This is a genomic window from Mycobacterium paraense (assembly GCF_002101815.1).
Taxonomy (GTDB): Bacteria; Actinomycetota; Actinomycetes; order Mycobacteriales; family Mycobacteriaceae; genus Mycobacterium; species Mycobacterium paraense.
Map to the genome: position 1 here is coordinate 36,976 of NZ_LQPM01000023.1, position 23,761 is coordinate 60,736.

Below are 23,761 nucleotides of genomic sequence, written 5' to 3' on the forward strand. Positions count from 1 at the left end.
TGGCGTCGCGCGGCCCGGTAGGCGCCCACGGCGGGCCGCTGTAGCGTCACCGAACGTGAGGAGTCCCACCCCGCGTCGGCGTGCGACTCTGGCGTCATTGGCGGACGAACTGAAGGTTTCGCGCACCACGATCTCGAACGCCTTCAACCGGCCGGACCAGCTCTCCGCGGATCTACGGGAACGGGTGCTCGCGACGGCCAAGCGGCTGGGCTACCCGGGACCCGACCCGGTGGCGCGGTCGCTGCGGACCCGCAAGGCCGGCGCGGTGGGTCTGGTGATGGCCGAACCGCTGACCTACTTCTTCAACGACCCGGCGGCGCGGGATTTCGTCGCCGGGGTGGCGCAATCCTGCGAAGAGCTCGGGCAGGGGCTGCTCCTGGTCGCGGTGGGCGCCAGCCGCCGCCTCGACGACGGAACGGCCGCGGTGCTCGGCGCCGGGGTCGACGGGTTCGTGGTGTACTCGGTCTGCGAGGACGACCCCTACCTGCAGGTGGTACTGCAGCGCGGGCTGCCGGTGGTGGTGGTCGACCAGCCCAAGGGGCTGGCCGGTGTGTCCCGGGTCGGCATCGACGATCGGGCGGCGATGCGCGCGCTGGCCGACTATGTGCTCGGTCTGGGGCACCGCGAGATCGGTTTGCTGACAATGCGACTGGGCCGGGAACTCCGGCAGGGGCTGGTGGACGCCGACCGGCTGCGGTCGCCGGCCTTCGACGTCCAGCGCGAGCGCATCATCGGCGTGTGGGAGGCGATGGCGGCCGCCGGCGTCGATCCGGACTCGCTGACCGTGGTGGAGAGCTACGAGCACCTCCCGGAATCGGGCGGCACCGCGGCCAAGGCGGCGCTGGAGGCCAACCCGCGGATCACCGCGCTGATGTGCACCGCGGACATCTTGGCCCTGTCCGCCATGGATTACCTTCGCGCACATGGCATTTACGTGCCGGGACAGATGACCGTCACGGGGTTCGACGGCGTGCCCGACGCCATCGGCCGCGGGCTGACCACAGTGGCGCAGCCGAGCCTGCAGAAGGGCCGGCGGGCGGGTGAGCTACTGCTCAAGCCCCCGCGATCGGGCCTGCCGGTCGTGGAAGTCCTTGCGACAGAGCTGATTCGGGGCCGCACCGCGGGGCCGCCCGCCTAGCTCTTTGGGGTCTCCTGATCGCCGATCAGCAACCGCACGGCCAGGTCCAGCCGCTTGCTGACGTCGGTCGCCGAGGCCCGCCGGGTGAGCCACGCGAGCAGGTTCGACAGCCACACGTCGGAGATCACCCGCGCGATGTGGTACTGGTCCTCGGTCGGTTCGCCGTCGGCCATCGCCCGCGCGAACATGCTGTCGATCAGCTTCTCGACCTGGTCGACCTCGCTGGCCGCCGAGGCGTCGGCGAACACGTAGGCGCGCGTCATCGCCTCGGTGAGCAGCGGATTGCGCTGCATCGCCCGGTTGAGCTTGCCGACCATGAAGTTCAGCCGCTGAAACGGCGTGCCGCCGGCGACCGAGGAGCGATCGGTCTTGGCGTCGATGCGGCTGAACTCCCGCCCGAGCGCCGACACCAGAAGATGCACCTTCGAGGGGAAATACCGGTACAGCGTGCCCACCGCCACGTCGGCGCGGTCGGCCACGGCGCGCATCTGCACGGCCTCGTAGCCGCCCTTGGACGCGATGGCCATGGTGGCGTCCAGGATGCGCTTGCGACGCTCCCGCTGCGCCTCCGAGCCGAGCTCGGACTCAGCCAGTACCGCCACGTTCATGACCTCGCGCGGCTGCGAGTCGGGAACGCGGGCCGAACTCGGGTTGGCTGACGACATTTGAGGAAAGGCTCCTTTTTCAGGTGGTTCGCTCCCAAACGATACGCATGCTGTGCGTAAATTTCCCACCTCCCCGCAGCAGGGACAACCACGTGTACTGCTGTAATGCCGTTCGACTTGACGCTCGATCGCTGGCACTATTAGAACACGTTCTAGTGGGCTTAGCGCCGCTTAATCCCGAACCAGGCACCCGGAGGACTTGCACGTGGTAGCGACCGTCACCGACGAGCAGTTCGCCGCGCGTGCGCTGGTGCGCGACTGGGCGCGAAGCTCGTCTTCGAGCGAGGCGATACGCGCCGTCGAGCAGGGCAATCCCGACGCGTGGCGGCCCGTCTTCGCCGGCCTCGCCGACCTGGGGCTGTTCGGGGTGGCGATACCCGAGGACCGCGGCGGGGCGGGCGGCAGCATCGAGGACCTGTGCGCGATGGTCGAGGAAGCTGCCAAGGCGCTGATCGCCGGGCCGGTCGCGACGACCGCGCTGGCGACGCTCGTCGTCGACGATCCCGACCTGCTGGCCGCGCTGGCGTCCGGGGAGCGCTTCGCCGGGGTGGCGCTGGAAGGCGACGTTCGGCTGGACGGCGCGGCGGCACGCGCGTCAGGCACGCTGCCGTGGGTGCTGGGCGGCGCGGACGGCGCCGTCGTCCTGTTGCCCGCGGATGGGAAGTGGCTGCTCGTCGACACCGACGGCGAGGGCGTGCAGGTGGAGCCGCTGCGGGCCGCCGACTTCTCCCGGCCGCTGGCCCGGGTGGTGCTGACCTCGGCGCCGGTCACCGTGATCGCCGAATCCGGACCGCGGGTCGAGGAATTGGCCGCCACCGTGCTGGCGGCCGAGGCCGCCGGCGTCACGCGGTGGTCTTTGGAGACCGCGGTCGCCTACGCCAAGGTGCGCGAGCAGTTCGGCAAGCCGATCGGCAGCTTCCAGGCTGTCAAGCACCTGTGCGCGGAGATGCTGTGCCGCGCCGAGCAGGCCGAGGTGGTCGCCGCGGACGCCGCGCGCGCCGCCGCCGATCCCGATGCGGAACAGTTTTCCATCGCGGCCGCCCTGGCCGCGGGAATCGGCATCGCCGCCGTCAAGGCCAACGTCAAGGACTGCATCCAGGTGCTCGGCGGCATCGGCTGCACCTGGGAGCACGACGCGCACCTGTACCTGCGCCGGGCCCACGCCATCGGCCGGTTTCTCGGGGGTGCCGAGCGCTGGTTGCGCCGCATCACCGCCCTGACCCAGGCGGGGGTGCGCCGCCGGCTGAGCATCGACCTCTCGGAGGTGGAGGGACTGCGCCCGGAGATCGCCGCGGCGGTCGCCGAGGTCGCCGCGCTGCCCGAAGCCGAACGCCAGGCCGCGCTGGCCGAGGCGGGGCTGCAGGCCCCGCACTGGCGACCGCCCTTCGGGCGCAACGCATCACCGGCCGAACAGCTGCTCATCGATCAGGAGATGGCGGCGGCCGGCGTGGTGCGGCCGGACCTGGTGATCGGGTGGTGGGCGGCGCCGACGATTCTCGAGCACGGCACGCCCGAGCAGATCGAACAGTTCGTGCCGGCCACGCTGCGCGGCGAATTCCTTTGGTGCCAACTGTTTTCCGAGCCGGGCGCCGGGTCCGACCTGGCGTCGCTGCGGACCAAGGCGGTGCGGGGGGATGGCGGCTGGCTGCTGACGGGGCAGAAGGTGTGGACGTCCGCCGCGCACAAGGCGCGCTGGGGTGTGTGCCTGGCGCGCACCGATCCCGACGCCCCGAAACACAAGGGCATCACCTACTTCCTGGTGGACATGCGCTCGCCCGGCATCGAGATCCGGCCGCTGCGCGAGATCACCGGTGACTCGCTGTTCAACGAGGTCTTCCTGGACAACGTGTTCGTCCCCGACGACATGGTGGTCGGCACCGTGAACGACGGCTGGCGGCTGGCGCGGACCACGCTGGCCAACGAGCGGGTCGCGATGGCCACCGGCACCGCGCTGGGCAACCCGATGGAGGAGCTGCTGAGGGTGCTGGCGGAGATGGATCTCGATGCCGCGCAACAAGACCGGCTGGGACGGTTGATCGCCACCGCGCAGACGGGGGCGCTGCTCGACCAGCGCATCGCCCAGCTCGCCGTCGGCGGCCAGGACCCCGGCGCGCAGTCCAGCGTGCGCAAGCTGATCGGCGTCCGCTACCGGCAGGCGCTGGCCGAATACGCGATGGACGTCTCCGAGGGCGGCGGGCTCGTCCACAACCAGGCGGTCTTCGATTTCCTCAACACCCGCTGCCTCACCATCGCCGGCGGCACCGAGCAGATCCTGCTGACCGTGGCCGCCGAGCGGCTTCTCGGCCTGCCGCGCTAATTCCCATTTCGCCGAGCCTGTGATTCCGCAGGCCTTTACTCGAATTTTGTCTGCGGATTTACAGGGTCGACGACCTGTCGGTGCCGTGGGCGATTATCAGCCCATGGTCGGGGTGTTGATCGGTAGCGAAGCCGTTGCGGGGGGCGTCGTGACGCGCCACGAACTGCGACGCTGGTATGAGCCGATCTATCCGGGCGTCTATGCCGAACGAGGTCAACAACTTTCGCTGCGGCAAAGGACGGAAGGGGCATGGTTGTGGTCGCGGCGCAGGGCGATCGTGGCGGGTGTCGCGGCATCGGCTTTGCATGGCGCCCGGTGGGTTGACGGGAATACCCCCATCGAGTTGGTCTGGCCCAACACGCGACCGCCGCGCGGGATAGTCGCGCGTGAGCAGTCGCTGGCGGACGACGAAGTCGCCCGCATCGCGGGCTTGCCGGTCACCACTGTCGTACGAACGGCGTACGACATGGGGCGCTATTTGCCGCGCGGGCAGGCGATCGCGCGCCTCGACGCGTTGATGCGGGCGAAGCCGTTTTCGGCGGAGGGTGTGCTGCTGCTTGCCGAGCGATATCCGGCGGCCCGCGGGGTACGCCGGCTGCGGTCGGTTCTGCGTCTGGTCGACGGCGGCGCGGCCTCGCCGAAGGAGACCTGGCTGCGGCTCCTATTGATCGGCGCCGGCTTGCCCATGCCGACCACCCAGATACCGGTGGTGGAGGGCTACTGTGCGCTGGCCATGCTCGACATGGGCTGGCCCGAGTTCGGCGTGGCTGCCGAGTACGACGGCGACCAACACCGCACCGATCGGCGTCAGTTCGCGAAGGACCACTGGCGGCTGCGGAAGCTCGGAGAAATGGGCTGGATCGTGATTCGAGTGATCGCCGAGGACAAGCCCGCGGAGGTCGTCGAGCGGGCGAGGCGGGCGCTGCTGGCCCGAGGCTGGCGACCCGGGGGAACGGCCATCATCCCGTTGGCGGGATGACCCTCGCCGAGCCTGAAATCCGGCAGGCCTGCACTCGCACTTTGTCTGCGGATTTACCGGCTCGGTGCGCAGAACGGCCTAGGAGAACGTGGTCTGCGCGCAGGTGCTGGGCGAGGTGATGTTGACGCCGCCGTAGACCACCTGGATGTGGGTGCAGGCGATCACGCTGATGTCGGTCTTCGGCTGGCCGGTCTGCCAGTCGGTCGAGTCGATGCGCCCATTGGTCTGGTATTTGTCCGGCGGTCCCTCGCCGAAGTACACGGTGGTGATCTCGTCGGACCCCATCGCCTTGTGCACCCTCTCGAATTGGCCGTTGGCGTGGGTGTCCAGGTAGGCCAGCCGGTTTGGCGAGCGAACCTCGGTCGTTTGGCGCGCCCACAGCCCCGGCGGGAAGCCCGTCACGCCGTCGGGCGTGAGCATGTCGGCCCCCGCGGTGAAGTTGCAGAAGCCGCCCGACTTGAAGCAATCGAGGGTCATGTGCGTCTGCAGCTGGTTGGGTCCGTCCAGCGGAAACAGGGTGGTGGCGGTGTTGCTCGCCGCCGCAGCGACCGGGCTGGGCAGCAGGGCGAGCGCCGCTCCGACGACCGCAAACCCCGGCAATAGCCGCTTCATCGGCGCCCCCTTTCGGTTCGCTACGCGACTACTCGTCGTAGGTGACTTCTACCGAATCAGATTCCGGGCGAGATTGACAGGCCAAAATCAGGCCTTCGTCGAGATCCTGCTGCTCCAGGACGTCGTTGACCTCCATGTCGACCTTGCCGCTGCGCAGGGTGCAGGCGCATGCCCCGCAGTGGCCCTCCCGGCAGGAGAACGGCGCGTCCAGACCCTTCGCGAGCAGCACGTCGAGCAGCTTGGCGTTGCGTGGCCACGACACGGTGTGCGTTTCGCCGTCCAGCTCCACCACGGCCGTGGCCGGCGGCTGGTCGCCTTCGGCGGTGTCCTCGACCTTCACCGCCGCGAACGGGTCCGACTCCAGCGACTTGAACACCTCGATGTGCACCTGCGCGGCGGGCACCCCCAGCCCGTCCAGCGCGACCCGCGCCGCTTCCATGAAAGGCCCGGGGCCGCAGATGAACACGGGCCGGTCGGTGAACGGCGACGCGAGCTTCGCCAGGGCGGTCGCGCTGGGCAGCCCCTGCAGCGATTCCAGCCAGTGCAGCACGGTGAGCCGGTCGGGATACTTCGCGGACAGCTCGCGCAGCGCGTCGGCGAAGATCACCGAACGGTCGTCGCGGTTGGCGTAGAGCAGCGTCACCTGGCCGCTGCCCTCGGCGAGCGCCGACTTGCAGATCGACATGATCGGCGTGATCCCGCTGCCGGCCGCCATCAGCAGGAAGTCGTCGTCGAGCGTCTTGGGCACGAAGTTGCCCGACGGCGCCAGCACGTGGATGCGCATGCCCGCGTGGGCGTGCTCGCACAACCAGTTCGACGCGTAGCCGTCCGCGGTCCGCTTCACCGTGACGGTCAGCGCGTCATCGGTGAACGGCGAGCTGCACAGCGAGTAGCACCGCGCCACCGAGCCGGTGCGCTCGCTGGGCACGCGCAAGGTCAGGAACTGACCGGGGGCGTACCGGAGCCGCTCCGGCGGGATGTCCGGATCGCCCGGGGCGTCCGGCACGGTGAAGACCAGCGATCGCGCCTCGTCGGTTTCGGCGACGACCTCGGCGATCTGCAGTTCCAGGACGTGGTCGCCGAGCGGCTCGTCGGGAATCGCTTCCGTCAAGACCCGTCCCTTCCTCTGTTGGCAACTAGAACATGTTATAGAAAACCGGATTCGTATCGCTACCAGCCGCAGGAATACCCTGCTCGACACAAATCGGAACGTGTTCTAGTCTTCTGGTAAGTCCGCACTCCCGGGGAGGCAAACTTACGTGACGTCCATTCAACAGCGCGATGCGCAGTCGGTGTTGGCTGGGATCGACGATCTACTTCCGCAGATCCGGGAGCGCGCCCAGGCCACGGAGGACCTGCGCAGGCTGCCCGACCAGACCGTTCAGGACCTCGAGGACGTCGGGTTCTTCACCCTTTTGCAGCCCGAGCAGTGGGGTGGGCTGCAGTGCGACCCCACGCTGTTCTACGAGGCCGTCCGCCGGCTGGCCAGCGCCTGCGGGTCCACCGGGTGGGTGAGCTCGATCATCGGCGTGCACAACTGGCACCTGGCGCTGTTCGACCAGCAGGCCCAGGAGGACGTCTGGAGCGACGACCCGAAGACCCGCATCTCGTCGTCGTACGCCCCGATGGGCGCCGGTGTGGTGACCGACGGGGGCTACCTGGTGAACGGCTCGTGGAACTGGTCGTCGGGCTGCGACCACGCGTCGTGGACGTTCGTGGGCGGCCCGGTCATCAAGGACGGCCGGCCGGTCGACTTCGGCAGCTTCCTCATCCCCCGCAGCGAGTACCGCATCGACGACGTGTGGCACGTCGTCGGCCTGCGCGGCACCGGCAGCAACACGCTGGTGGTCAAGGACGTCTTCGTGCCCCGGCACCGGTTCCTGTCCTACAAGGCGATGAACGACGGCACCGCGGGCGGCTACGAGACCAACACCGCCCCGGTGTACAAGATGCCGTGGGGCACCATGCATCCCACCACCATCTCGGCGCCGATCGTCGGCATGGCCTACGGCGCGTACGACGCGCACGTGGAGCACCAGGGCAAGCGGGTGCGCGCGGCGTTCGCCGGCGAGAAGGCCAAGGACGACCCGTTCGCCAAGGTCCGCATCGCCGAGGCGGCCAGCGACATCGACGCCGCGTGGCGGCAGCTGAGCGGCAACGTCGCCGACGAGTACGCGCTGCTGTCCGCCGGCAAGGAGATCCCGTTCGAGCTGCGCGCCCGCGCCCGGCGCGACCAGGTGCGCGCCACCGGCCGCTCGATCTCCGCGATCGACCGGTTGTTCGAGGCGTCCGGCGCCACCGCCCTGGGCAACGACCAACCGGTGCAACGGTTCTGGCGCGACGCGCACGCCGGGCGGGTGCACGCGGCCAACGACCCCGAGCGCGCCTACGTGATCTTCGGGAACAACGAGTTCGGGTTGCCGCCTGGCGACACGATGGTATGACGGCCACCGAGGAACTCACGTTCGAGTCCACCTCGCGGTTCGTAGAGGTCGACGTCGACGGGCCGCTCAAGCTGCACTACCACGAGGCGGGGGCCGGCAACGACCAGACCGTGGTGCTGTTGCACGGCGGCGGCCCCGGCGCGTCGAGCTGGACGAACTTCTCGCGCAACATCGCGGTGCTGGCGGAGCGGTTCCACGTGCTGGCCGTCGACCAGCCCGGCTATGGACATTCCGACAAACGCGCGGAGCACGGCCAGTTCAACCGCTACGCCGCGCGGGCGCTCAACGGGCTCTTCGACCAGCTGGGCCTGGGACGCGTTCCGCTGGTGGGCAATTCGCTCGGCGGGGGCACCGCGGTCCGTTTCGCCCTGGACTACCCCGACCGGGCCGGCAAGCTCGTGCTGATGGGCCCGGGCGGGCTGAGCGTCAACCTGTTCGCGCCGGACCCGACCGAGGGTGTCAAGCGGCTGGGCAAGTTCTCCATGGAGCCGACCCGCGAGAACCTCGAGGCCTTCCTGCGGGTCATGGTCTACGACCAGAAGCTGATCACCGACGAGCTGATCGATCAGCGCTTCGCGTTGGCCAGCACCCCCGAATCGCTGACGGCGACCCGGGCGATGGGAATGTCGTTCTCAGGGGCCGACTTTGAGCTCGGCATGATGTGGCGCGAGGTGTACAAGCTGCGCCAGCCGGTGCTGCTGATCTGGGGGCGTGAGGACCGGGTCAACCCGCTGGACGGGGCGCTGGTCGCGCTGAAGACCATTCCACGTGCGCAGCTGCACGTCTTCGGGCAATGTGGGCATTGGGCGCAGGTGGAGAAGTTCGACGAGTTCAACAAGCTCACCGTTGATTTCCTGGGAGGCGCGCGATGAGTATCCGGTCTCTGGGCTATCTGCGCATCGAGGCCACCGACATGGCGGCCTGGCGCGAGTACGGCCTGAAGGTGCTCGGCATGGTCGAAGGCAAGGGCAGCACCGAGGGTGCGCTCTATTTGCGGATGGACGACTTCCCGGCCCGGCTGGTCATCGTGCCCGGCGAGCGCGATCAGCTGAGCGAGGCCGGCTGGGAATGCGCGAACGCCGAAGGCCTGCAAGAGATCCGGAACCGGCTCGACGTGGAGGGCACGCCCTACAAGGAGGCCACCGCGGCCGAGCTGGCGGATCGCCGGGTGGACGAGATGATCCGGTTCTCCGACCCGTCGGGCAACTGTCTCGAGGTCTTCCACGGCGCCGCCCTGGAACACCGCCGGGTGGTCAGCCCGTACGGACACCGGTTTGTCACCGGTGAGCAGGGCCTGGGGCACGTGGTGCTGACCACCCGCGACGACGACGAGACGCTGCACTTCTACCGCGACGTGCTCGGTTTCAAGCTGCGCGACTCGATGCGCCTGCCGCCGCAGGTGGTGGGGCGGCCCGCCGACGGGGCGCCGGTGTGGCTGCGGTTCTTGGGCTGCAACCCGCGTCATCACAGCCTCGCCTTCATGCCCGGACAGACTCCCAGCGGCATCGTGCACCTGATGGTCGAGGTCGAAGAGGCCGACGACGTCGGCCTGTGCCTGGACCGCGCGCTGCGCCGCAAGGTGCCGATGTCGGCCACGCTGGGCCGCCACGTCAACGACCTGATGCTGTCCTTCTACATGAAGACGCCCGGCGGGTTCGACGTCGAGTTCGGTTGTGAGGGCAGGAAAGTCGAGGACCACGATTGGATCGCCCGGGAAAGCACCGCGGTGAGCCTGTGGGGCCACGACTTCACGGTCGGCTTCCGCAGCTAACCTGAGACGATGTCCGGCGCACAGATCGATCCGCGAGCCTTCCGGCAGGTGCTGGGTCAGTTCTGCACCGGGATCACCATCATCACCACCGTGCACGACGACGTGCCGATCGGCTTCGCCTGCCAGTCGTTCGCGGCGCTGTCGCTGGACCCGCCACTGGTGCTGTTCTGCCCGACGAAGGTGTCGCGGTCCTGGAAGGCCATCGAGGCCAGCGGGCGGTTCTGCGTGAACGTGCTGAGGGAGAAGCAGAAGGACGTGTCGGCCCGGTTCGGGTCGAAGGAGCCGGACAAGTTCGCCGGGATCGACTGGCACCCCTCGGAATTGGGTTCGCCGATCATCGAGGGCTCGCTCGCCTACATCGATTGCACGGTGGCGTCGGTGCACGACGGCGGGGACCACTTCGTGGTATTCGGCGCGGTTCAATCGCTGTCCGAGGCCCCCAAGATCAAGCCGCGGCCGCTGCTGTTCTATCGCGGGGACTACACTGGGATCGAGCCCGACAAGACCACGCCGGCCCAGTGGCGCGACGACCTCGAAGCGTTCCTCACGACGACCACCCAGGACACCTGGCTCTAGCACCCCCGCGCGGCGACGCGCCCGGCGGCGAGCCCATGTTTGGCGGCCGCGGGCTTTCGGGAATGCGTTGTGTCATGCGCTCAGCAGCGACCCGGGCGTTGACGGACTACCTGAACGCTCAAATCGACGAGTTCGAAAACGGCGACAGCGAGCTGCGCCACGGGGAAACCCCGGACACCATTCACGACACCCGCGTGGCCACCCGGCGATTCCGCAGCACGCTGCGCGTTTTCGGCAAGTGCTTCGATGGCGCCGCCGGCGACTTGGACCGCGAACTGAAGTGGTACGCGGGACTGCTCGGCGACGTCCGCGACTGCCAGGTACAGGGGCGCCGGTTCGACGAGGCGCTGGACGCGATGCCCGAGGAGCTGATCCTGGGCCCCGTCCGCGCCCGAATCCACAGCGATCTGCGGGCGATCGAGCTGCCGGCCCGCACCCGGCTGAGCGAGGCGATGGACTCCGACCGGTATCACCGGCTGCAGGAGGTGTTGCGCCGTTGGCGCGAGGAACCGCCCGTCGACCCGGCACTGTCCGCCGCGGCGCTGCGCAAGCCGGCCCGGCGGGCGCAACGCAAGGCGGACCGGCGATTGGTCGCGGCGCTCGACTCCGGTGACGACGTGCTGCTGCACAAGGCGCGCAAGGCCGCCAAGCGCGCCCGCTACGCCGCCGAACTGCGCAAACCCCTGGACAAGCGCGCCAAGCGAACCATCAAGCACTACAAGCGGATTCAAGGCCTGCTCGGCGACCACCAGGACACCGTCGTTGCCACCGGGGCGCTACGGCAGATGGCGTTGACGGCGGGGACGACGGTCGGCGAGAACGGTTTCAGCTACGGCATGTTGTACGCCCGCGAGCAGCAGATCGCCCGCCGTTGCCGGCAAGGCGCATTGCAGCTCGTGTGAGAGGCACACCCGATGGCCCGCTTGAGGGGGGCGGGCCATCGGGTGTGCCCGGGTCTTTAGCCTGATGCGGGCCGATGGTGCCGGGCGGAGTCCGCGTCGGACACTGGCTCGTTCGACGTCTCCCCGGTCGTCTCACCCGTTTCCCTGACGTTGGGGTCGAGGCTGTCGGCGCGCTTGAACTGTTCCTCGAGGTGCTCGCGGGATGTCGCCGCGTCGCTGTGGTGACTGGCGGCCCGTTCCTGCAGCCTGGCGGCCTCGGCGGCCTTGGCTTCGGCCTCGGCCTGCGCGGCGCGTGCCTTCGCGGCCGTCTCGTCGGCGAGCGCTTGCCGCCGTTCCACTTGCGACGACGCGACCTGGGCCTGTTCGCGAATCTCCTCGGCCTGCCGCTGGCGGCGGCGACGCGTCGCTCGGTTCGCCGCGACGATCACCGCGGCGATCACCAGGACCGCCACGATCACCGCGATCACAATCCAAATAGTGGTGCTCATCAGGGGCTCCGTACGTTTTCGTGGGTGGTGTGCTGCGCCCGTCCGTATCGGTTCCCCATATTTGACAGAGATAAAACAAGCCCCGCTTGGACGGTCTACTTGAAGTCGAGCGCCTCGACGGTCGCGATGGGACCTTCGTGGGTCGGCCGGTTGGCGCCGCCGATGCAGTAGACCGTGTTGCCGACCGCCGCCACCGCGGCGGCGTGGCGCGGCGTCGGCATGGGGGTGATGGTGCTCCACTTGCCGGTCGCGATGTCGTACATCTCGACCACGTTCAGCACCATCGTCGGTTCCTCCCCACCGACCACGACGATGCGGCCGTCGAGGTAGGCGGCGCCGTAACTGCCGCGCGGCGTCGGCATGCCCAGCAACTTGGTCCACGTCCCCGCCGCCGGATCGAACCGTTCCAATGCGGCCGAGTTCTTGTCGGAGGACAGGAACCTGCCGCCGATCGCGTACACGTAGGTGCCGTCCGACACCGCGGCCAGGTGCTCGCGCGGGGTGGGCAGGTCGGCGGCGTCCCGCCACGAGTTGCCGTCGAAGACCTCGGTCTGGGGGACGATTTGTTTGTCGTCCTGCCCGCCGACGACGACGAGCTTGTCGCCGGCCACCGCCGCCGCCGGCGCCGCCCGCGCGTGCATGAGGCTGGGCAGCTCCACCCAGTTGCCGCCGCGCAGCGCGAACACCTTGTTGGAGGCGTCGGCGATGTTGTCGCCGGCGCCGCCGAGCACGACCACCTCGCCGCGGAACGTGGCCGCCGCGGCGTGGTGCAGCGGCATGGGCAGCGGCGGCCCGGTCTCCCAGGCGCCGGTGCGCGGGTCGTAGCTCTCGACCGTCTGCAGCGTGGCGCCATTGCGCAGGCCGCCCATGAGCCAGATCTTGTCGCCCTGTACGGTCCACGCCATCATCAGCCGCGGCATCGGCGCGTCGGGCAGGGAACGCCATTGCGCCGCGGGCTGGATCTGGCGGGCCGGCAGCTTCAGCGCTTCCGCCGTCGCGACCAGCTGGCTGTCCCCGACGGCCGTCGAGCCGCCGATCGCGTACACGGACTTCTCGACCGCCGCGACCGCCATCCCGTGTCGCGCCGTGGCCATGTCCGGCAGCGCGTCCCAGGTCTTCATCATCAGGTCGAACACCGAGACGCTCTTGAGCACCCGCCCCGATGACACGCCCCCGACCGCGACGAGGCGCCCGTCGGCGATCGCCACCCCCAAATCGCTGCGCGGCTGCGGCAGCGCGGCCAGCGCCGTCCACGTCTTCGCGGCGGGGTCATACGCCTCGACGGTGGCCAGGTCCGCGCCCCCGCTGCTGCCGCCCACCGCGTACACCAGCTTTCCGTCCGACGCGGCGGACAGCAGCTGCCGCGGGGTCGGTAGGGGCGCGCCCAGGCTCCACGAGGTGCCGTCGAAGACCTCGGTCGTGTTCAGCAGAGCGCCGCTGGCGTCCACGCCGCCGGTGACGACCAGGCGGTCCCCGGCCACCGCGGCCGCCGCGGCCGCCCGGGGCTGCAACAGGTGCGGCAACTCCACCCAGCGGCTGTTGACGACACGCCAAACCTGGTCGCTGGCAACGTTTTTGCCGTTCTCCGTCTTCCAGCCGCCGAGCACGACCGGGTTTCCCTGCCACGTGACCGCCGACGCGTGCTGCAGCGCCACCGGCAGGTCGTCGCCGCCCTTCCATTCGTCGATGGCGGGGTCGTAGCCCTCGTGCCTGGTGGTGGCGGCGCCGTCGCCGCGAATGCCGCCGAAGACCCAGATCGTGCCGTCGGCCTGGGTGGTCGCGACCGCATCCCGCGCGACGCGGGCGTTGGTGATCGGTTTCCACGCCGCCGGCGCCGGGGTGGTCGGCGCGCCCGCGGCGGTGCGGTGGTTGTCGTTGGGCCTGAGGCCGAGGAAGACGGCGCCGGCGACCAGCGCGGCGACCACGGCGACGGCACCGGCGACCAGAGCGACGCGAGTGCGCCTCTTGCCGGGTTCGGCGAACCATTCCTTGATCCGCACCGCCACCGGTTTGCGCCAGGGCGGTGGGGCGGGCGGCGGCGCAGCGCTGGGCCCGGGCTCGCGCGGCGGGCCGTTCGCGGCGCCGGCCGGCGTCTCGGGCTGCGTTTCCACACCATGCGCGCTGCGCAGCAAGCCGGCCGCTTCGGAATGTTCGCCCTGATCGGCCCCCGACGGAGACAGCGGCGCGGTCGGCCGGTCCTGAGCGGGCGGCCGCGCCTCCCCGCCGTTGGTGTCGGGGGAGACCGCGGGCCCTCCGGTGATCGCCATCGCATCGGCTTTCAGGCCATTGAGGCGCTGCGCGGCCTGCAATTCGCGGCCGAACTCCTCGGCCGAGGCGGGGCGGTCGGCGGGGTCGAGGGCCATCGCCCTCTCGATCGCCGAGCACACCGCGTCCGGGATGCCGTCGGGGCGCAGGTTCGGGACCCCGGTGGTGCTGATGCGCAGATACTGCGCGATCAGGTCTTCGCCCTTCCTGCGCTCGTGGGCGGCGTTGCCGGCGATGAGCGCGAAAATGGTGGCGCCCAGCGAGTACATGTCGGCGGCCACCGTCGCCGGGCTGCCGGTCATCACTTCGGGCGCGGTGTAATCGATCGTGCCGGAGAAGAATCCGGTCGCCGTCTCGTAGCCGCCTTCGATGTGGGCGATGCCGAAATCGCTCAGCTGCGGTTCGCCGTAGTCGTTGGTGAGGATGTTCGCCGGCTTGATATCGCGATGCAGCGTTCCGGCCCTATGCGCGGTTTCCAGTGCGCCACAGAGCTTTACGCCGATTCGTAAGGCTTCGGGCCAGGGCACCGGACCCTCCCGGCGCAGCCGCACCGCCAGGGAATCCGCGGCGTGATAGGGCATCACGATGAACGGCCGGTTGCTGGTGGTCACGCCGACCCGCAGGATGTTGACGATGTTCGGATGCCCGGACAGGCCGCCCATTGCGTAGCCTTCGCGCAGGAACCGTTCCCGGCTCTCCTCGTCCATGTGCGACGGCAGCACCTTCACCGCGACGTTTCGACCGAGCGCCGTCTCGTAGCAGCAGTAGATGACACCGGCGCCACCCCTGGCCACCTGCCGTGCATCCTCGAACCCGGCGGCCGCCAGCTCCGCGGCGATCCCGCCGGATACCGACGCCACGCCGTCGGACCTGGGTTCTTCGGGCATTCCTCGGCGCTTAACCTCCGGTTCATGGAGCTCAGAGAGCTCAAGAGTAACGCCCGCGCCCCCGCGGGCATATGCTTCGGCGCGCTTCGTTATCAAGCCAAGATCTGCAACTGGTTTGGCACAAGCGATTCGAGCGAACGCACGCCAGAATGGCCCTATGGCGCTGGATCTCAACGGATATTTCGATCGCATCGGCTTCCGCGGCGCCGCCGAGCCGACCCTGGACGTCTTACAGGCCCTGGTAACCGCCCACACGCGAACGATCCCGTTCGAGAACCTCGATCCGCTGACCGGAGTCCCCGTCGACGACCTGAGCCCAGAAGCCCTGACCGACAAGCTCATTCGCCGACGCCGGGGCGGCTATTGCTACGAGCACAACGGGCTGATGGGGTACGCGCTTTGTGAAATCGGCTTTCGGGTGCGGCGATTGGCCGGCCGGGTGGTCTGGATGGCGCCGCCCGACGCGCCGTTCCCGGCGCAGACGCACACGGTGCTGGCGGTGACCTTCCCCGGCTCCCAGGGGCCGTATCTCGTCGACGTCGGCTTCGGTGGCCAGACACCGACCTCGCCCCTGCGGCTGGAAACCGGCACCGCCCAGCAGACGACCCGGGAGCCGTACCGGCTCGAGGATCGTCGCGACGGGCTGGTGCTGCAGACCCGGATCCGGGACCAATGGGTGCCGCTGTATGAGTTCACCACGCGGACCCAGCCGGACATCGACCTGAAGGTGGCCAGCTGGTTCGTCTCCACCCACCCCTCGTCGCACTTCGTCACCGGACTGATGGCCGCGAAGGTCACCGACGACGCCCGGCTGAACCTGGCCGGCCGCGATTTGACCGTCCACCGCGCCGACGACAGCGAGAAAATCCGCCTGCCCGACGCGGCCGCCGTCGTCGACACCCTCGCCGAGCGGTTCGGGGTCAACGTGGCGGACATCGGCGAGCGCGGGGCGCTCGAAGCCCGCCTCGAGGCGATCCTCGGCGCCTAAACCGCACGTCATCGGACGTGATGACCGCCATACCGGGGCAAATGCGGCGAATTATAAGAACGTCTATTAATCTTGGCCGTCGTGAGTCGGGATCACGGGTCAACCAATACTGTCGGCGTCTCCTCGGGCAACGCAGCCGCCGATGCCGCCGCCGCCGGCAAGATCGTGGTCCCCGAGGGCGTGACGCTCACCTCGAATTTCGATCAGAATCGCGCCCAGCTCGGTGACAGCCCGGCATACCGCTTCCTCGACTACTCGCAGGACCAGGACGGGCGGGTCCTCGAACTGAGCTGGAACGAGCTGTGGTCGCGGGTCTGCGCGATCGGCGCCCGGTTGCAGCAGGTCACCCAGCCCGGGGATCGGGTGGCGATCCTGGCCCCGCAGGGCCTCGACTACGTGGCGGGTTTCTTCGGCGCCATCCACGCGGGCAATGTCGCGATCCCACTCTTTGCGCCGACTTTGGCCGGGCACGGCGAGCGGCTGGCCGCGGTGCTGGCCGACGGCCGGCCCGCCGCCGTCCTGACCACGACCGCGGCCGCCGAATCGGTTCGAACGTTTATCCGGACCCTGCCCGCCAACGAGCGGCCGCGCATGATCGCGGTGGACGCGGTGCCGGCGACCCTCGCCGAAACCTTCACCGACCCCATCCGCGACACCGACGACCTCGCCTATCTGCAGTACACGTCGGGCTCGACCCGCACGCCGGCCGGGGTGGAGATCACGCATCGCGCCGTCTACACCAACGCAATGCAGATGATCCTGCACGGCGGGCTGAACACCGACGTCCAATGCGTGAGCTGGCTGCCGCTGTATCACGACATGGGGCTGATGATGATCGTGTTCACGGCGTATTTCGGGGCGCACGTCACGCTCATGGACCCGATGGCGTTCCTGCGCCGGCCCTACCGATGGATCAAGCAACTGGGCATCGCGGCGACCCGCGGCCGGACGATGGCGGCGGCGCCGAACTTCGCCTTCGAGTTGACGGCCCAGCGCGGACTGCCCCCGGCCGGGCCGGAGGCTGAAGCTCTCGACCTCAGCAACGTGGTGTGCCTGCTCAACGGGTCTGAGCCCGTGAGCATGTCGGCCATCGAGCAGTTCACGAACGCCTTCGCCCGGTATGGTCTGCCCGCGTCGGTGGTCAAGCCGTCCTACGGGATGGCCGAAGCGACACTGTCGGTCGCCAGCATCGCCTCGGACGCCGCGGCCAGCGCGATCTTCCTCGACCGGGAGCAGCTCGGCGCCGGCCGCGCGGTGGTCGTCGAGCCGAGCGCGCCCAACGCTGTCTCCCTGGTCTCGTGCGGCCAGCCGATCCTCGAGCAGTGGGCGGTGATCGCGGACCCGGACGGCGCCGAGGTGCCCGACGGCACCGTGGGCGAAATCTGGTTGCACGGCAACAACGTCGGCCGCGGATACTTCGGTCGCGAGGACGAGACGCGACGGGTGTTCGGCAACAAGCTGCAGTCCCGGCTCGAGGACGGTAGCCACGCCGAGGGCGCCCCGGACAACGGATCCTGGCTGGCCACCGGCGATCTCGGTGTCTACATCGACGGCGAGCTATACCTGACGGGACGGATCAAGGACCTCATCATCATCGATGGCCGCAACCACTACCCCCACGACATCGAGACGACGGTGAGCGAAGCCTCGCCGGCCATTCGATCCGGCTATGTCGCCGCGTTTTCCGTTCCGGCCGAGGTGGTTTCATCCATGACCGGCAGCGGTGGCTCCGGGGAGCAGGTGGTCGTCGTGGCCGAGCGCGCCGCCGGCGCGGGCCGGGACCTGGCCCCGATCGCCGAGACCGTCCGCGCGGCGATCTCGAAGCATCACCAGATCCGCGTCGCCGACGTGCGGCTCGTGGCCGCCGGGGCCATCCCCCGCACGACGAGCGGCAAGCTGGCCCGCAACGCCTGCCGCGCCGAGTACCTCGAAGGGCGTTTCAACCGCTGATCGGCAGCCAGGGCCCGATCCGTCGCAGGGCCTCCTCGATGTCGCCGGTGGGTCCCGCGAACGAGAGCCGGACGAACGAATTGCCGCGCGAGGTGTCGAAGTCGATGCCCGGCGCGATCGCAACGCCGGTGTCCGCCAGCAGCTTCGAGCAGAATGCCAGCGAGTCGTTGGTGAAGTCCGAGACATCGGCGTAGACGTAGAAGGCGCCGTCGGTGGGCGCCAGCCGGTCGAGGCCGATCGAGCGCAGCCCGTCGAGCAGCAGCTTCCGGTTGACCGCGTAGTGGCGCAGATTGCCGTCGGCCTCGGCGGTGGCCTCCGGGGTGAACGCGGCCACCGCGGCGATCTGCGACAGCACCGGCGGGCAGATGGTGAAGTTGCCGGTCAGGCAGTCCACCGCCCGGCGCAGCTCGCCCGGCACCAGCAGCCAGCCAAGCCGCCAGCCCGTCATCGCGTAATACTTCGAAAAGCTGTTGACCACCACGGCGTCTCGCGACGTCTCCCAGGCGCAGCTGGTCTGCGGCGCCCCGTCGTAGACCAGCCCGTGGTACACCTCGTCGCTGATCAGCCGGACGCCGGAGGCGGCACACCACGACGCGATGGCCGCGAGCTCCTCCGGCGGAATCACCGTCCCGGTCGGATTGGCGGGGCTGGCGACGATCACGCCCTGGATCGGTGGGTCAAGTTCGGCGAGCATCCGCGCCGTGGGCTGGAACCGGGTCTCCGGCCCGCACGCGATGTCCACCACCTCACACCCCAACGCCGACAGGATGTTTCGGTAGCAGGGGTAGCCGGGACTGGCCAGCGCCACCCGGTCGCCGACGTCAAAGCACGCCAGGAAGGCGAGCAGGAATCCGCCCGAAGAGCCGGTGGTCACGACGACCGCGTCGGGCTCCACGTCGATGCCGTGTTTGCGTCGGTAGTCGGCCGCGATCGCGGCGCGCAACTCCGGAATGCCCAGCGCGACGGTGTAACCCAGCTGATTGGCGTGCAAAGCGGCGGCGGCCGCCGCGCGCACCGGCTCGGGCGCGCCGACGCTGGGCTGACCGGCCGACAAGTTCACCAGATCGCCGTGGCTGCGCTGGCGCTCCGCGGCGGCCAGCCAGACATCCATCACATAAAACGGCGGGATGCCGGCGCGCAGTGCGACGTGCTCGGTCACGTCGGCAATACTTCAGATTCCAGTTGGCGCAACAGCTCTCGCGGCGAGCCGAGCAGTTGCGCGCTGCCGTGGGCGCGTTTGAAGTACAGGTGCATGTCGTGCTCCCACGTGATCGCGATGCCGCCGTGTAGCTGAATACCCTCGGCGGCAACGGCGTTCAGGGCGTCGGTGGCGGCGAGGCGCGCGATGGCGGCATTGGTCGGCGTCGGCTCGTCGCACGCGTCGGACACCACGGCCCTCGCCGCGGCAACGGTGACGTACAGATCGGCCATCCGATGCTTGAGCGCCTGAAAGCTGCCGATCGGGCGGCCGAATTGGACCCGGCTCTTGGTGTATTCGACGGTCAGCTCCAGGCAACGTTCGGCGGCGCCGATCTGCTCGGCCGCCAGCAGGATGGCCGCGGTGTGCGCGATGCCGGGGTCGGCGCCGAACTCCTCGCTTTCTTCCGGCCTTAGCCGGGCCAGCCGTCGGGTCGGGTCCATGGTGACCACCGGCTGGGCGGTGAAGCGGGTCCACCGGCTCAGCCGGCCGCCGTCGGCGGCGACGACGACGTCGGCGACGTCCCCGTTGACCACGTAGTCGGGGTCGAGCACCAGGGCGCCGATCGAAGCACCCTCGGCCAGCCCGGCCAGGGTCTCGCCGTCCGGCTCGGTCGCGGCGAGCAACGCCAGCTCCGCCAGCGTGGTACCCAGCAGCGGGGAGGGCACCAGGGCGCGGCCCAGCTCCTGCAGAACCGTTGCGGCGTCCGCCAATTCGCCGCCGGCGCCGCCGAGTTCCTCGGGAATCACCAGCGCGGCCGCGCCGACCTGTTCACACAGCAGCCGCCACAGCGACTCGTCGTAGCCGCGCTCGGACTCCATCGCGGCGCGCACCGCGGCCGGTTCGGCGTGCTTGGCCACCAGGGCCGCGACGGTCTCGCGCAGCAGCTCCCGTTCTTCAGTCATAGCGCCTCCAGCACTCGGCGCCGATGCGCCTCGGGCGTACCCCACGCCGAGCGTAATGCCTGCACCCGCAGCAGCCACAGCGACAGGTCGTGTTCCTGGGTGAATCCGATGGCGCCGTGGGTTTGCAGCGACGCACGCGCCGTCAGCAGGGCCGCGTCGGACGCCGCGGCTTTCGCCGCGCTGACGTCGCGTGGTTCCTGCGACAGCGCCGCGCCGTACACCAAGGGGCGGGCCAGTTCGATCGCGATGTGCGCATCGGCCAGCTTGTGCTTGATCGCCTGATAGGAACCGATCACCCGGCCGAATTGGCTGCGTTGCTTGGCGTAGTCGACGGCGCCGTTCAGCAGCGCCTCGGCGGCGCCGACGAGCTGTGCCGCGGTGGCGAGCGCGCCGAACTCGTAGGCGCGCTTGACATCCGCTTGCCAGGGCTCGCCGGACGCGGTCACGTCGTAGAGGCGGCGGCTGGGGTCGACGGACTCGTGCTCTTCGGCCGGGGCCGCCTCCGTCACACCGCGCTCGTCGGCCAGCAACACCAGCCCGGCCGTTTCGGCGTCGACGGCGCGCGGGGCGTGCGGCGGCATCGCGACGGTGGCGATCAGCTCGCCGGAGGCCAGGCCCGCGCAGCGCTCGTCGTCCGCCAGCAAAATCGGTGCCACCGCGATGGATTCGGCCACCGGCCCCGGCACGCACCAGCGGCCGAGGCGTTCGAGGGCGACCACCAGGTCGACGGGCTCGGCGCCGATGCCGTCGAATTTCTCCGGCACGGCCAGCGCGGTGACGCCGAGGTTCGCCAGCTGCTCCCACACCTTGCGGCCGGGCCCGGTATCCCCGGCCGACCACGCGCGGATGGCGCCCGGCAGGTCCGCCGCGCCCAGCGCCGCGTCGATGCTGGCCGCGAAGTCGTGCTGCTGTTCGTCTAGTGCGAAGTCCACGATCACTTCTTCTCTCGGGGCAGGCCCAACAGCCGTTCGGAAATGATGTTGCGCTGGATTTCGTTGGTGCCGGCGTAAATCGGGCCGCCCAGCGCGAACAGCAGCCCGTCGGTCCACGGGCCGGCCAGCTCGCCGTCGGCGTCGAGGACGTCCAGAGCCGTCTGATGGATCGCCACGTCGAGGTCCGACCAGAACACCTTGGTCACCGACGATTCCGCGCCCAGCTCGCCGCCGGCGGCCAGCCTGGTCACCGTGCCGAACGTCTGCAGCCGGTAAGCCTGCGCCTTGATCCACGCATCGGTGACCCGGTCGGCGAACGCGGCGGGGGAACCGCGGTCCTTCCACAGCTGCACCAAGCGTTCGGCCGCCGCCAGGAAGCGGGCCGGGCTGCGCAGCGACATGCCGCGCTCGTTGCTGGATGTGCTCATGGCCGCCCGCCAGCCTTCGTTAGGCGTGCCGATGACGTCCTCGTCGGGAACGAACACGTCGTCGAGGAAGATCTCCCCGAAGCCGGTGTCACCGCCCAGCTGCACGATGGGCCGCACGGTGACGCCCTTGGCCTTGAGGTCGAACATCAGGTAGGTCAGGCCGTTGTGCCGCTCGGCCGCGGGATCGGACCGGAACAACCCGAATCCCATTTCGGCGAACGGTGCCCGTGAGCTCCAGATCTTCTGGCCGTTGAGCAGCCAGCCGCCGTCGGTTCGGGTGGCGGTGGACCGCAGCGAGGCCAGGTCGCTGCCGGATTCGGGCTCCGACCATGCCTGCGCCCAGATCTGTTCGCCGCTGGCCATTTTCGGCAGGATCCGGTCGAGCTGCTCTTCGGTGCCGTGCGCGAAGAGCGTCGGGGCGAGCATGGAGGTTCCGTTCGCGCTGGCCCGTCCGGGTGCGCCGGCGCGAAAGTACTCCTCCTCGTACACCACCCAATGCAGCAGCGGCGCGTCGCGGCCACCGTACTTCTTCGGCCAGGTGATCACCGACAGGCCGGCGTCGAACAGGACCCGATCCCAATGCCGGTGCTGGGCAAAGCCTTCGGCGTTGTCGTAGGACTTGGTCGGAATCTGCTCGGCGTTCGCCGACAGGAATTCCCGGACCTCGGCCTGGAACGCCAGCGTGTCGTCGTCTAATTGCAGGTCCATCAGGCCAGCTCCCGCAGTTGTGGTTTGACCACCTTGCCGCCCGGGTTGCGCGGCAACGCGTCGACGAACCGCACCGACCGCGGTGCCTTGAAGTTCGCCAAATGCTCTCGGGTGTAAGCGATCACGGATTGCTCGTCCAGGTCGGCGCCCGGCCGGGCCACCACGAACGCGCGGCCGACCTCGCCGAGCCGCTCGTCGGGCACCCCGATCACCGCGACGTCGGCCACCCCCTCCATGCGGGCCAGGACCTGCTCGACCTCGGCGGGGTAGACGTTGAATCCGCCGCAGATGTACATGTCTTTGAGCCGGTCGGTGATGCGCAGGTTGCCCGCCTCGTCGACGGCGCCGATGTCGCCGGTGTGCAGCCAGCCGTCGGCGTCGATGGCGGCCGCGGTCGCGGCCGGGTCGTCGAGGTAGCCGAGCATCACGTTCGGGCCGCGCAGCAGGACCTCACCAGCTTTCCCGGAATCCCTTGCGTCGATTCGCAATTCGAAGTCGGCGAAGGGCCGCCCGCAGGTGGTGGCGACGGTGATTGCGTCGTCGTCGGCGCGGCACATGGTGCCCATGCCGTTGGCCTCGGTCAGCCCGTAGGCCGTGAGCACGATGTCGATGTCGAGCTCGGACTGCATGCGCTCGACCAGCACGACGGGCACCGTGGCCGCGCCCGTCACCGCGAACCGCAGCGAGCTCAGGTCGTGGTCCCGCCGGGCCGGATGGTCCAGCAGGGTTTGGTAGATGGTGGGCGGGCCGGGCAGCACGGTGATGCGGTGCTGCTCGATCGCCTGCAGGGCCCGCAGCGGGTCGAAGGTCAGGTGGGGGATCAGCGTCGCGCCGGTCTGCAGGCACGCCAGGATGCCGGCCTTGTAGCCGAAGTTGTGGAAGAACGGGTTGATGCACAGGTAGCGGTCGTCGCTGGTGATCTTGCCGTTGGCCGCCCAGGACGCCGAGGCCGACAGCGACTGACGATGCGCGCACAGCACGCCTTTGCTGCGGCCGGTGGTGCCGGAGGTGAAGAGGATGTCGCTGACGTCGTCGGGGGTTACTGCGGCGGCGCGCTCGGCCACCGCATCGAGATCGGTGCCCCTGGCGATGAAGTCGTCCCATGTCCCGTCGTCCGCGTCGATCGGGATTCGGACGGTGTGCCTCAGCGCCGGCAGGGCCGCAGAGCCGGGGCGGTCCAGGTCGGCGACGCGATCGTTGCCGAGGAATCGCCCCATTCCGAACAACACCGGCGCGCCGGTGCGCGCCAGGATGTCGGCGGCCTCCTCGGCGGTGTAGCGGGTGTTCAGCGGCACCATCGCGGCCCCGGCGTGGTGGATCGCGAGGCAGGCCACCACCCAGTGCCAGGTGTTCGGCGACCAGATCGCGACCCGGTCTCCGGCCCGGACACCCAGCGCGATGAGCGCGGCCGCCGCCTGGTGCACCTCGTCGCGCAGCCCGGCGGACGTGAAGGTCCGTTCGTCGGTGATCAGCGCGTCGTGGTCGGGGAGCTGGTGCGCCAAACGATCCAGCGCCGCGGGCACGGTGCGGGGATCGTCCCCTGCCCTATGGGCGTGGGCCCAGGTCATCGGTGCTCCTCTAGGACCGCTCCTAACAAAGCAAGTGCTT

Annotated in this window: 20 protein-coding genes; 10 read left to right on the forward strand and 10 right to left on the reverse strand. The window is 69.5% G+C overall.

Going from position 1 to position 23,761, the window contains the following annotated elements; genetic code table 11:
• Nucleotides 1-55: 55 nt before the first annotated feature.
• Complete coding sequence (locus AWB89_RS17335; RefSeq protein ID WP_085175329.1) at nucleotides 56-1,138, forward strand: Rv3575c family transcriptional regulator; 1,083 nt, start codon at nucleotides 56-58, stop codon at nucleotides 1,136-1,138.
• Here the strand turns inward: AWB89_RS17335 and kstR are convergent.
• Nucleotides 1,135-1,740 (reverse strand): cholesterol catabolism transcriptional regulator KstR, encoded by a 606-nt coding sequence (gene kstR / locus AWB89_RS17340; RefSeq protein WP_162293323.1) that lies wholly within the window; start codon nucleotides 1,738-1,740, stop codon nucleotides 1,135-1,137. The genes AWB89_RS17335 and kstR overlap by 4 nt on opposite strands.
• Nucleotides 1,741-2,008: 268 nt before the next feature.
• Between kstR and AWB89_RS17345 the strand changes: the two genes are divergently transcribed.
• Nucleotides 2,009-4,120, forward strand: coding sequence for an acyl-CoA dehydrogenase family protein (locus AWB89_RS17345; protein WP_085175331.1), 2,112 nt, complete (start codon nucleotides 2,009-2,011; stop codon nucleotides 4,118-4,120).
• Nucleotides 4,121-4,223: 103 nt separating this feature from the next.
• Nucleotides 4,224-5,099, forward strand: a complete 876-nt coding sequence (locus AWB89_RS17350) for a hypothetical protein (RefSeq protein ID WP_085175635.1) — start codon at nucleotides 4,224-4,226, stop codon at nucleotides 5,097-5,099.
• A 78-nt stretch (nucleotides 5,100-5,177) separates the two neighbouring features.
• On the opposite strand, the gene AWB89_RS17355 is transcribed toward AWB89_RS17350, so the two are convergent.
• Nucleotides 5,178-5,711, reverse strand: coding sequence for a hypothetical protein (locus AWB89_RS17355; protein WP_085095887.1), 534 nt, complete (start codon nucleotides 5,709-5,711; stop codon nucleotides 5,178-5,180).
• A gap of 28 nt (nucleotides 5,712-5,739) precedes the next feature.
• Complete coding sequence (locus AWB89_RS17360) at nucleotides 5,740-6,822, reverse strand: ferredoxin--NADP reductase (protein WP_085175333.1); 1,083 nt, start codon at nucleotides 6,820-6,822, stop codon at nucleotides 5,740-5,742.
• 148 nt (nucleotides 6,823-6,970) lie between these two features.
• On the opposite strand from AWB89_RS17360, the gene hsaA reads away from it, so the two are divergent.
• From hsaA to AWB89_RS17385, 5 genes are all read left to right on the forward strand, one after another.
• On the forward strand, nucleotides 6,971-8,155 hold the full coding sequence (gene hsaA, locus AWB89_RS17365) for a 3-hydroxy-9,10-secoandrosta-1,3,5(10)-triene-9,17-dione monooxygenase oxygenase subunit (protein ID WP_085095884.1): 1,185 nt from the start codon (nucleotides 6,971-6,973) through the stop codon (nucleotides 8,153-8,155).
• Nucleotides 8,152-9,027 (forward strand): 4,5:9,10-diseco-3-hydroxy-5,9,17-trioxoandrosta-1(10),2-diene-4-oate hydrolase, encoded by an 876-nt coding sequence (gene hsaD, locus AWB89_RS17370; RefSeq protein ID WP_085175335.1) that lies wholly within the window; start codon nucleotides 8,152-8,154, stop codon nucleotides 9,025-9,027. The genes hsaA and hsaD overlap by 4 nt, the downstream gene beginning before the upstream one ends.
• Nucleotides 9,024-9,926: an iron-dependent extradiol dioxygenase HsaC gene (gene hsaC, locus AWB89_RS17375; RefSeq protein ID WP_085095880.1), complete on the forward strand. Its 903-nt coding sequence runs from the start codon at nucleotides 9,024-9,026 to the stop codon at nucleotides 9,924-9,926. The genes hsaD and hsaC overlap by 4 nt, the downstream gene beginning before the upstream one ends.
• 9 nt (nucleotides 9,927-9,935) lie before the next feature.
• On the forward strand, nucleotides 9,936-10,502 hold the full coding sequence (hsaB, locus tag AWB89_RS17380) for a 3-hydroxy-9,10-secoandrosta-1,3,5(10)-triene-9,17-dione monooxygenase reductase subunit (protein WP_085095878.1): 567 nt from the start codon (nucleotides 9,936-9,938) through the stop codon (nucleotides 10,500-10,502).
• A 74-nt stretch (nucleotides 10,503-10,576) separates the two neighbouring features.
• Nucleotides 10,577-11,404: a CHAD domain-containing protein gene (locus AWB89_RS17385; RefSeq protein ID WP_241520526.1), complete on the forward strand. Its 828-nt coding sequence runs from the start codon at nucleotides 10,577-10,579 to the stop codon at nucleotides 11,402-11,404.
• A gap of 56 nt (nucleotides 11,405-11,460) precedes the next feature.
• Here AWB89_RS17385 and AWB89_RS17390 read toward each other — a convergent pair whose 3' ends face one another.
• Nucleotides 11,461-11,892, reverse strand: a complete 432-nt coding sequence (locus AWB89_RS17390; RefSeq protein ID WP_142282561.1) for a hypothetical protein — start codon at nucleotides 11,890-11,892, stop codon at nucleotides 11,461-11,463.
• Between the two features lie 95 nt (nucleotides 11,893-11,987).
• Nucleotides 11,988-15,044, reverse strand: a complete 3,057-nt coding sequence (locus tag AWB89_RS17395; protein WP_085175339.1) for a serine/threonine-protein kinase — start codon at nucleotides 15,042-15,044, stop codon at nucleotides 11,988-11,990.
• A 157-nt stretch (nucleotides 15,045-15,201) separates the two neighbouring features.
• Between AWB89_RS17395 and AWB89_RS17400 the strand changes: the two genes are divergently transcribed.
• Nucleotides 15,202-16,032 carry an arylamine N-acetyltransferase family protein gene (locus AWB89_RS17400; protein ID WP_085175341.1) on the forward strand — a complete coding sequence of 277 codons (831 nt, stop codon included), beginning with the start codon at nucleotides 15,202-15,204 and terminating at the stop codon, nucleotides 16,030-16,032.
• A gap of 81 nt (nucleotides 16,033-16,113) precedes the next feature.
• On the forward strand, nucleotides 16,114-17,982 hold the full coding sequence (locus AWB89_RS17405; protein WP_085175641.1) for a fatty acyl-AMP ligase: 1,869 nt from the start codon (nucleotides 16,114-16,116) through the stop codon (nucleotides 17,980-17,982).
• Here the strand turns inward: AWB89_RS17405 and AWB89_RS17410 are convergent.
• From AWB89_RS17410 to fadD3, 5 genes are read right to left on the reverse strand one after another with little or no spacing between them, the layout of a single operon-like run.
• On the reverse strand, nucleotides 17,972-19,141 hold the full coding sequence (locus tag AWB89_RS17410) for a pyridoxal phosphate-dependent aminotransferase (protein ID WP_085175343.1): 1,170 nt from the start codon (nucleotides 19,139-19,141) through the stop codon (nucleotides 17,972-17,974). The two genes, AWB89_RS17405 and AWB89_RS17410, sit on opposite strands and share 11 nt — an antisense overlap.
• Entirely contained in the window at nucleotides 19,138-20,085 is a 948-nt protein-coding gene (ipdE2, locus tag AWB89_RS17415) for an acyl-CoA dehydrogenase IpdE2 (protein WP_085175345.1), read from the reverse strand. Before ipdE2 ends, AWB89_RS17410 begins: the two co-directional genes overlap by 4 nt.
• The gene (locus AWB89_RS17420) at nucleotides 20,082-21,023 is read right to left on the reverse strand and encodes an acyl-CoA dehydrogenase family protein (RefSeq protein ID WP_142282562.1); all 942 of its coding nucleotides are present in this window, start codon (nucleotides 21,021-21,023) and stop codon (nucleotides 20,082-20,084) included. The genes ipdE2 and AWB89_RS17420 overlap by 4 nt, the downstream gene beginning before the upstream one ends.
• Complete coding sequence (locus AWB89_RS17425; RefSeq protein WP_085175347.1) at nucleotides 21,020-22,153, reverse strand: acyl-CoA dehydrogenase family protein; 1,134 nt, start codon at nucleotides 22,151-22,153, stop codon at nucleotides 21,020-21,022. Before AWB89_RS17425 ends, AWB89_RS17420 begins: the two co-directional genes overlap by 4 nt.
• Complete coding sequence (gene fadD3, locus AWB89_RS17430) at nucleotides 22,153-23,721, reverse strand: 3-((3aS,4S,7aS)-7a-methyl-1,5-dioxo-octahydro-1H-inden-4-yl)propanoate--CoA ligase FadD3 (RefSeq protein WP_085175349.1); 1,569 nt, start codon at nucleotides 23,719-23,721, stop codon at nucleotides 22,153-22,155. The genes AWB89_RS17425 and fadD3 overlap by 1 nt, the downstream gene beginning before the upstream one ends.
• Between the last annotated feature and the right edge of the window lie 40 nt (nucleotides 23,722-23,761).

Bases quoted from the DNA above. Each gene is read 5' to 3' on its own strand.
- AWB89_RS17350 (WP_085175635.1), top strand. From the start codon at position 4,224: ATGGTCGGGGTGTTGATCGGTAGCGAAGCCGTTGCGGGGGGCGTCGTG.
- AWB89_RS17355 (WP_085095887.1), bottom strand. From the start codon at position 5,711: ATGAAGCGGCTATTGCCGGGGTTTGCGGTCGTCGGAGCGGCGCTCGCC.
- hsaD (WP_085175335.1), top strand. From the start codon at position 8,152: ATGACGGCCACCGAGGAACTCACGTTCGAGTCCACCTCGCGGTTCGTA.
- hsaC (WP_085095880.1), top strand. From the start codon at position 9,024: ATGAGTATCCGGTCTCTGGGCTATCTGCGCATCGAGGCCACCGACATG.
- hsaB (WP_085095878.1), top strand. From the start codon at position 9,936: ATGTCCGGCGCACAGATCGATCCGCGAGCCTTCCGGCAGGTGCTGGGT.
- AWB89_RS17385 (WP_241520526.1), top strand. From the start codon at position 10,577: ATGCGCTCAGCAGCGACCCGGGCGTTGACGGACTACCTGAACGCTCAA.
- AWB89_RS17390 (WP_142282561.1), bottom strand. From the start codon at position 11,892: ATGAGCACCACTATTTGGATTGTGATCGCGGTGATCGTGGCGGTCCTG.
- AWB89_RS17395 (WP_085175339.1), bottom strand. From the start codon at position 15,044: ATGCCCGAAGAACCCAGGTCCGACGGCGTGGCGTCGGTATCCGGCGGG.
- AWB89_RS17400 (WP_085175341.1), top strand. From the start codon at position 15,202: ATGGCGCTGGATCTCAACGGATATTTCGATCGCATCGGCTTCCGCGGC.
- ipdE2 (WP_085175345.1), bottom strand. From the start codon at position 20,085: ATGACTGAAGAACGGGAGCTGCTGCGCGAGACCGTCGCGGCCCTGGTG.
- AWB89_RS17425 (WP_085175347.1), bottom strand. From the start codon at position 22,153: ATGGACCTGCAATTAGACGACGACACGCTGGCGTTCCAGGCCGAGGTC.
- fadD3 (WP_085175349.1), bottom strand. From the start codon at position 23,721: ATGACCTGGGCCCACGCCCATAGGGCAGGGGACGATCCCCGCACCGTG.